Source organism: Acidocella sp. (genome assembly GCF_052326845.1).
Lineage (GTDB): Bacteria > Pseudomonadota > Alphaproteobacteria > Acetobacterales > Acetobacteraceae > Acidocella.
The window spans coordinates 1-8,113 of record NZ_JBKQJR010000097.1 but is presented as its reverse complement, the minus strand read 5'-3'; the positions used below and the strand labels follow the sequence as shown (position 1 = coordinate 8,113).

Here is an 8,113-nt window from a genome sequence, read left to right as displayed (position 1 = left end):
CGCCCAGCTCCGGAGCCCTCCGGAGCACACTCTCGACGTCCGCCTCGTTGTCCGTGAGGTCGATTTCCTCGGCGCGCCGCTCAATGCCAACGTTGATGCAGCCTATATGTGCCCCTCATGTATCCTTCAGCCGGAGGCCCGCATCGTGCAGCATCTCCAGTGCGGAGGTCAGCCGGTCGAGCGCCATCGCCAGCACCTCTCCTTCAGGCGAATGATCGCCGAGCGGAATATCCGCCTGCAAGACCGTGACCGGCGGCTCCTGCTGCCACGGGTTGGCGAGCGCCGCGACGAAGGCGGCGCGGAAGGCCGTGAGAGCGGGGGTTGAACGGGCAATTTCCGGCGCCGCCTGGAGCAGCATGTTCAACGTATTGCTGAGCCGCTGAAGTGCCACCGAAGCCCGCAGGATCGTCGTCATGGCCTCCATGTCGCCGCCGATCTCCGTCAGGGACCGCTGGACCCCCGCCTGGAGATTTGAAAGCGCCAGTCCCGCGCGCCGGCGTTGCACCTGCGGGTCGCCTGCCGCATTGCCCAGCGCGGCGCCGAGGACGTTGTCCGCATAGGCGGCCATGGCCGCGATGCAGCTATGTAGCGTGTCGGGCAGTTCCCGCCGCTCGAAGGTCGGCCAGAGGACATGACCGCCAATCAGCGCCAGGGCCGCGCCAATCGCCGTGGCGATCAGCCGGTACGTGCCGATGGCCGCGTGAATGCCCGGCGTCAGAACATGCTCGAACGGAATGAGCCCGGCCGATAAGAAAAACACCGCAAGGCCGTAATTGAAGGGCAGCACGGCCATCATCCAGAAAAAGAGCACGATGACGGCCGTGAACTTGAGGGCGACGCCGGGCAGCAAAGGCAGCAAGGCGAGCCCCACCACTATGCCGACCGCCGTCCCCGCCGCGCGCTGCACGGCCCGCGCCAGCGTCATGCCCGCGGATGGCTTCAGCACGACGGTCGCGGTGAGTGGCACCCAGTAGCCGAACGGCTTAGGAAAGACCCAGAATACCGCAACGGCGGCGGAGGTGACCAGGGCGAAGCGCAGCGCGTGCCGCGCCGTTATGGACTCGCGGTTGAGATTGGCGGCGAGGGGAGAGAGCAATGCCGCAAGGCGCCGCGCGGGCGGGGCCGGCGCGTTCGGAAATGGGGGGCGTTCATCATCGAGGGCTACGCTGAGCGCCAGGCGAAGCTCCTGGATCATCCGCCGCCCCAGCATGCTGGTCTTGCCCTCTGGGGCGTCTGTCGCAAATTCATCGTCCAGCCCGGCCCGCAGCCGCCGGAGGTCTTCCGGCTGCGCCTGGCCCTCGAGGAACCGGGCAATGACAAGCAGCGTGGTCTTGCAGGCGGGAGCGAGGGGTTCGCCTGTCTCGCGCAGGGCGCCGGTGAGGGAATACAGGCGGTCCGCGACTTCGATCAGCACCAGCGCCCGCTGATTGGCGCGGCTGGGGCCGGTCATGCTTTGCCGGGCCTGCGCGGCCAGGCGTCTCGCTTCGGCGATGGCGCCGCGCACATGCTGTTCGGGAGGGGCCAGGCGCTTTGTCCGGTCCGCGTCCGGATAACCGGCGATCGCCCGGAAACATGCCGCCGTCTGTGCCCTAACCGGCGCCAGCGGACCGCCGAAGCGCAGCGCTAATGTCAGTACCAGCGTCAATACCCCGCCCAGCATGAAGGCCCCGCCCATAGCTAACGCGTAGGGCAGCGCGTGCGTGGAGGCTGGCAGTCCCAGCTCCACATAGGCCCACGCGATGGGCAGGGACATGGAAGCGAAGGCGTTGCCATAGACGCCCATCATTCCGGTCACGAGCCCCCAGCCCAGCATCCCGGCCAGAGCCGCCGCGAGGTTGCCGCCCGCCAGCACGCCGGTCGTAAGCGCCAGCCCGCCAAGGGCCGCGCCCGCGATAATCCGCAGGAATTGGGCGCGGTCGCCATCGTCGACACTGTCCCCGATCGCGAGCAGGTAGGCGCCAAGCCCGGCCCACACGAGAAGCGGCAATTTGAGCGCGTGGGCGGCCAGGAGCGGCAAGGCCAGGGCCATGACGGTCCGCAGCGCCAGCGCCCAGCCAAGGCGGCGCGGGTCGAAGGCGAGCAGGTCGGTGGCCAGCCGCCAAGCACGGGTGGCCCAATCCGGTGCGGGCAAGGCGTTAAGGGTCATGGCCGGGCGGTCTCCCAAAACGATGTCATGATAGGCGGGTTTTTCTCAACTCCTCCAGCTTCGCCCCGCCAGCGCAGATGAAATTTTGTTGCATTTTTTGTTTTGTTTGATTTTTGTATTAAAAAAGGTGGCGTTTTGCGCCAAATCACGCGCGACAAGTCGTGGATGAGGCATGATGGAAATGTCGGGCGATGACGACTGAGCTAAGCCGTCGGCAGGTGATCGCGATTACAGGCGCTGGCCTCCTCACGTCCGCCGCCGGCGGGCTTGCAGACGCGGCCGAGGCAGGAACGGCTCCGGGCAGACCAGCCACGATGCCTGTGGCGATGCCGCCGGGAGATGCCTTCGCACGGAATCTTGGGCCCCTGCCCAGGGATGTCGGAAAGATGATCACGGGCGGCGCGATCTATGTGGATGATGTCCGGTTCGAGGGCGAGGCCGTCGGCGTCGTTGTGCGTTCGCCGCATCCGCATGCACGCATCCGGGCCATCGACGCGTCGGCGGCCCGGGGGGCGCCGGGCGTGCTCGCTGTGCTGTCGGGAGAGGACGTCGCCCGCATGGCCAAGCCGATCGCTTGTGTCATACCGCCCGCGGCTTATGGGCGCGCCGAGGCACTGCCTGTCGACCGTCCGGTCCTTGCTGCCGGACGTGTGCGCCATGTCGGTGACGGCGTGGCCTTCGTCGTCGCCGAAACGGCGGAGCAAGCGCGTGAGGCGGCGGAACTAGTAAAGGTAGATTACGAACTCCTGCCCGAATACGTGGAGCCACGCGCGGGGGCCTTGGGCATGCCGATCTGGGATGCCGCCCCCGATAACGTCGCCTTCGACTGGCAATTCGGGAATCCCGCCTTGTGCCGGGACTTGTTCAACCGGGCAGCGCATACCGTAAGGATCCATCTCTCGATTCCCCGCCTTATCCCGAACCCGATCGAGCCGCGCGCCGCGATCGGGCTGCACGATCCGCAATCCGGCAAGCTGACCCTGGTGTCGAATCCCCAAGGGGTTCATTTTGTCCGGGGCGGCCTCACGCGTGCCCTGGGACTGCCGGACGGCGAGCTGCGGGTCGTTTCGCCCTATCTCGGCGGCGCGTTCGGATCGAAGATCTATGCCTATCCCGAACATGCGCTGGTGTTGCTCGCGGCGCGCATGGTCGGCCGCCCTGTCCGCTGGACCGCGACCCGCCGCGAGGCCTTTCTCTCGGACACGCAGGGCAGGGGGCACACAACCGAAGCGGCCATGGCCCTTGATGAAGACGGCCGTTTCCTCGCGCTTTCCGTGCATCCGACGGTGGATATCGGCGCATATTTCTCGCAGCTGACGCCGATCACCGCGACAGGCGTGGGCGCGCCGATTCAGGGAGGCGCCTACCGTTTCCAGGCGATTGAAATCCACGTCCGCGGCATTTTCACTAACAAGGTGCCGGTGGATGCCTATCGCGGCGCGGGGCGGCCAGAGGCGAATTATGTGCTCGAGCGCCTTATCGACCGTGCCGCCGGTGAGCTCAGGATCGACCCCGCCGAGCTGCGCGCGCGCAACCTGCCGGATTCGCAAACCGCGCCATTTACGGCCGTGACTGGCCTGCCCATCGGCGGCGGACGGTTTCTCGACAACCAGCGGCTCTGCCTGGAGCGCGCCGACCGTGCCGGTTTCGCACACCGCCGCGCGGAAGCCGCGTCGCGCGGTCGCCTGCGCGGTTTTGGATTCGCCCACTACCTGGAGGCTAATGGCGGGTTGCAGGTGGCCGCCGCCATCACCCCGGGCGGCTTGCCGCACGAATGCGCCGCCCTGAAGTTCGGCGCGGACGGAACGGTGGCCGTCACGATCGGCACGCAGTCCTCCGGCCAAGACCATGCCCGCCCCGTCACGCTTTATGTGGCCGAAACGCTGGGCCTTGCGGCGGATGCAATTACTGTCCGGGAAGGCGACAGCGACGCTCTGCCGATCGGCGGCGGCACTGGCGGCTCGAAATCGACGCTGACGAGCTCGGTCGCGATCAAGCAGGCGGTCGACATTGTGATCGCGAAGGCGCGCGCCCTCATGGCGCGGACATGGAACGTCCAGTCCGAGACCGTTCAGTTCGATCGAGGCGTTTTTTCTGCGGCCGGATCGCTACGCACGGTCCGCTTTGCGGACCTCATTTCGCGTTATCCCGGTCAGCTCGACAACGAAGGAGAGGCGGCGTTGCATTACGGGAGCAGCGCGAACGGGTGCCATGCCTGCGAGGTCGAGATCGATCCAGAGACGGGCGCCGTCGAAATCGTCCGCTACACAGGGGTGGATGATTTCGGACATGTCATCGATGCGGCCAATGTCCAGGGGCAGGTGCAGGGCGGTGTCGCGATGGGCATCGGTCAGGCCCTCGCCGAACTCGCACCCACGCCGGAGGCGTTGCAGCACCCGCTCGCGACATCCAGTTTCAATCATGCGCTGCTTCGCGCATCGGAGATCCCGGCCCTGGACTGGGTCGACAACGGCCTACCGTCAGCGACGAACATCTTCGGCGCCAAGGCTTGCGGGGAATCCGGGGCGAGCGCTGCGCCGCCGACCGTCATGAACGCCATCGCCGACGCCCTCTCCGCCTTTCCCGGCGCCAGGGAGCTGCAGATGCCGGCGCGGCCGGAGGATGTTTGGAAAGTCATTTCCTCGGGCGGCGCCGAGTCATCAGCGAGGACCACCAGCGCATGAAGATCAGCGTCACCTTGAATGGCGTCGCCGTGCAAGAGGATGTCGAGCCCCATCTCCTTGCGGCGGCATGGATCCGCGAGATGCGACGCCTTACCGGCACGCATATCGGCTGCGACACGACCCAATGCGGCGCCTGCACGATCCTGCTCGACGGCGTCTCGGTAAAAAGCTGCACGCTGCTGGCCGTGTCGCTCGACGGGCATGCGGTCACGACGATCGAAGGCCTGGCCGCAAACGGCCAAGACCTCCACCCGATGCAGGCCGCCTTTAAAGAGAACCACGGGTTGCAGTGCGGTTTTTGCACGCCCGGGATGATCATGCGCGCCGTGGACATCGCGATTCACAGGCCGGAGGCCGATGAAGCGGAGATACGCCGCGAACTCGAAGGTAATATCTGCCGCTGCACCGGCTACCGGAACATTGTCGCTGCGGTGCTCGCCGGCGCCCAGGCCATGCGGGCCGCCCGAGACAAATGACGATGGCGATGAGGCGAGGCCGATGAAGCCGTTCGATTATTTCCGCCCCGGGTCGATATCCGGGGCCGTCGCTCTGGCCCGGGAGCAGACGTGCTTCCTCGCGGGCGGCATGAGCCTGCTGCCGATGATGAAGCACAACCTGGCTGTGCCCGTGGCGCTTATCGACCTTTCCGCCGTGCCGGATCTCAACGGAATCCGCACAACCGGCGAGGCGATAGAGATCGGCGCCATGACCACGCATGCGGCGGTCGCAGCCTCAGTCCTTGTCCGCGAAACATTGCCCGCCCTTGTCGCTCTCGCCGTCGGGATCGGCGATCCGGCCGTTCGCAATCGCGGCACGATCGGCGGGTCACTCGCCAACAACGACCCCGCCGCCGATTACCCGGCTGGCGTGCTCGGACTCGGCGCGACGATCATCACGGACCGCCGGGAGATTGCTGCCGACGATTTCTTTGTCGCCAGTTTCACAACCGCCCTGGAACCGGGCGAGCTGATTACCGCCGTGCGCTTTCCCGTTCCCCTTGCGGCGGGGTACGTCCGGTTCCGCTCCGCGGCGTCGCGCTTTCCGCTGGCGGGCGTGTTTGTGGCCCGGTTCACTGGCGGCGTCCGCGTCGCGGTGACCGGGGCTGCTCCATCGGTCTTTCGCGTTCCCGGTTTCGAGGCGCCGCTGGCCAAGGAGTTCTCGCCGGGCGCGATCGAGGCCGTATCCGTCGATCCGGCCCGGATGGTGTCTGACATCAACGCGAGCGCCGCTTACCGGGCTCATCTGGTCGGCGTCATGGCCCGGCGGGCGGTTGCGGAGGCCATGGGCTAGCTAGAAGGCGGCGAGATCGGCCTTGGTGTCGATGTCGAGAAGCCGGCGCGGCTCGCAGGTAACGGTCTGCGCGCCGGCCAACCAGGCGCCGGCCCCTTTGTCTCCCTCCAGAGCGGCCAGGCGGCTGAACCAGCTTCGTCCGAACAACACCGGAGGCCCCGGATGACTTGCTTCCAAGGCGATGATCGACGCTCCGTCCCGATACCGGGCCAGAAGAGCGGCAAAATGCGCGGACGGCACGAAGGGCATATCGGCCAGCACGATAAGAACGGCATCGGCCCCGCGCCTCTGGGCCTCGCCGACCACTGTCTCCTACACCACCGCGGGGGCACGACCGTAGTAAGCTGGTCGGGGGATGTGCGTTTCTGTGCCGTTGAAGATCAAAATATAGGCATTAAAAACTGTTTTTGATCATTGTCCGCACCTAATTGGTGCGGAATTGGTCGTTTGTGCATGCTTAGGCGGCAGCTTTGGACCGTTTAGTGTGTGGCATATTTTTTGCTTGCCAATAAAACGATATTGCTAAGCCTATCCGCTGCTATACGCCAACTATAAGCATTGAGGGGTTACTGTGAGCGACATTATCTTTCCTGTAGGGCGCAGTACGACAGAATCGGGATCGCTACGCCGGGCCATCGACTGGCGCGGCGCCTTCTGGGTGGCCAGCGGCGTGCCCGCCCTGGTGCTGTTCTCCATCGGCGGCATTTCCGACATGGTTGGCAATCTCGCCTTCCTCATCTGGACGGCGTCGATGCTGATGGGCTTCGTGCAGTCCTTCACCTACGCGGAAATCGCCGGACTGTTCCCGAACAAGTCGGGTGGTGCCTCGGTGTACGGTGCTGCCGCCTGGGTGCGCTACTCCAAGTTCATCGCCCCGCTATCCGTGTGGTGCAACTGGTTCGCCTGGTCGCCGGTGCTCTCGCTGGGCTGCACCATCGCCGCGGCCTATATCCTCAATGCCCTGGCCCCCGTCCCCACCGCCGCGTCGCCCGAGGTCACAGCATGGATCGCCGTGCACGGTGCAGGCATCGCCGGCGGCCAGCAGGCGCAGGTGACCGCCGCCATCGCGGCCCTCACCCCAGCCATCCGCAACTGGACGCTGTTCACCCACACGCTGGGTCCGGTCGGCTTCTCCTTCAATGCCACGTTCTTCATCGGCGCCATCATCATGCTGGTCACCTTCGCCATCCAGCACCGAGGCATCCTGGGCACCGCCAATGTGCAGAAATACATCGGCCTGTTGGTGATCGTCCCGATGGTCATCGTGGGCGTGGTGCCGCTGTTCAACGGCGCCGTGCAGTTCTCCAACTACGCACCGCTGGCACCGCTCAACGCGGCGGGCACCGGGCCGCTTGTGGGGCCGTGGGGCATCTCCAACTGGACGACGATCCTGGGCGCCATGTTCATCGCCGCCTGGTCCACCTACGGGTTCGAGACGGCCGTATGCTACACGTCGGAATTCCGCAACCCGGGCACTGACACGTTCAAGGCCATCTTCTTTTCCGGTCTGCTGTGTCTGGCGCTGTTCATCCTTGTGCCCTTCACCTTCCAGGGCGCGCTGGGCCTCGCCGGCATGCTCGACCCCTCCATCGCCTCGGGTGCTGGCGTGGCGGCGGCCATGGCGCACATGGTCGGCGGCGGGCCGATCATCAACGCCATCATGGTCATGCTGATGATCCTGGCGCTGATCCTCTCGATCATGACCGCCATGGCGGGATCCTCCCGCACGCTCTACCAGGGTTCGGTGGACGGCTGGCTGCCGCGCTACCTCACCTTTGTGAACGACCACGGCGCCCCCACCCGCGCCATGTGGACCGACTTGGTGGCCAACCTGCTGCTGCTAGCCGTCGCCTCCACCGACTCCACGAGTTTCTTCTTCGTCCTCGCGGTTTCGAATGTCGGTTATATTATCTTCAACTTCCTCAACCTTAACGCCGGCTGGATCCACCGTGTCGACTCCGGCGCCACCAAGCGTCCGTACCGCGCGCCCACC

6 protein-coding genes are annotated in these 8,113 nt (G+C 65.8%); 4 read left to right on the top strand and 2 right to left on the bottom strand.

Annotation, left to right across the window (positions count from 1 at the left end):
- Nucleotides 1–115: 115 nt before the first annotated feature.
- Nucleotides 116–2,146: an FUSC family protein gene (locus tag ACLPJJ_RS06335; protein ID WP_443590101.1), complete on the bottom strand. Its 2,031-nt coding sequence runs from the start codon at nucleotides 2,144–2,146 to the stop codon at nucleotides 116–118.
- Between the two features lie 386 nt (nucleotides 2,147–2,532).
- Between ACLPJJ_RS06335 and ACLPJJ_RS06330 the strand changes: the two genes are divergently transcribed.
- From ACLPJJ_RS06330 to ACLPJJ_RS06320, 3 genes are read left to right on the top strand one after another with little or no spacing between them, the layout of a single operon-like run.
- Nucleotides 2,533–4,830, top strand: a complete 2,298-nt coding sequence (locus ACLPJJ_RS06330; protein WP_443590100.1) for a xanthine dehydrogenase family protein molybdopterin-binding subunit — start codon at nucleotides 2,533–2,535, stop codon at nucleotides 4,828–4,830.
- Nucleotides 4,827–5,306: a (2Fe-2S)-binding protein gene (locus ACLPJJ_RS06325; protein WP_443590099.1), complete on the top strand. Its 480-nt coding sequence runs from the start codon at nucleotides 4,827–4,829 to the stop codon at nucleotides 5,304–5,306. Before ACLPJJ_RS06330 ends, ACLPJJ_RS06325 begins: the two co-directional genes overlap by 4 nt.
- A 22-nt stretch (nucleotides 5,307–5,328) precedes the next feature.
- Nucleotides 5,329–6,120 carry an FAD binding domain-containing protein gene (locus ACLPJJ_RS06320; protein WP_443590098.1) on the top strand — a complete coding sequence of 264 codons (792 nt, stop codon included), beginning with the start codon at nucleotides 5,329–5,331 and terminating at the stop codon, nucleotides 6,118–6,120.
- On the opposite strand, the gene ACLPJJ_RS06315 is transcribed toward ACLPJJ_RS06320, so the two are convergent.
- Nucleotides 6,121–6,426, bottom strand: coding sequence for a nucleotidyltransferase family protein (locus tag ACLPJJ_RS06315; protein ID WP_443590097.1), 306 nt, complete (start codon nucleotides 6,424–6,426; stop codon nucleotides 6,121–6,123). It lies immediately after the preceding gene.
- A gap of 265 nt (nucleotides 6,427–6,691) precedes the next feature.
- On the opposite strand from ACLPJJ_RS06315, the gene ACLPJJ_RS06310 reads away from it, so the two are divergent.
- On the top strand, nucleotides 6,692–8,113 hold a 1,422-nt coding region (locus ACLPJJ_RS06310), incomplete at its 3' end, for an APC family permease (protein ID WP_443590096.1).

What these genes read in the sequence shown, in the direction of transcription:
- ACLPJJ_RS06335 (WP_443590101.1), bottom strand. Translation starts at nt 2,146, where the DNA reads ATGACCCTTAACGCCTTGCCCGCACCGGATTGGGCCACCCGTGCTTGG.
- ACLPJJ_RS06330 (WP_443590100.1), top strand. Translation starts at nt 2,533, where the DNA reads ATGATCACGGGCGGCGCGATCTATGTGGATGATGTCCGGTTCGAGGGC.
- ACLPJJ_RS06325 (WP_443590099.1), top strand. Translation starts at nt 4,827, where the DNA reads ATGAAGATCAGCGTCACCTTGAATGGCGTCGCCGTGCAAGAGGATGTC.
- ACLPJJ_RS06320 (WP_443590098.1), top strand. Translation starts at nt 5,329, where the DNA reads ATGAAGCCGTTCGATTATTTCCGCCCCGGGTCGATATCCGGGGCCGTC.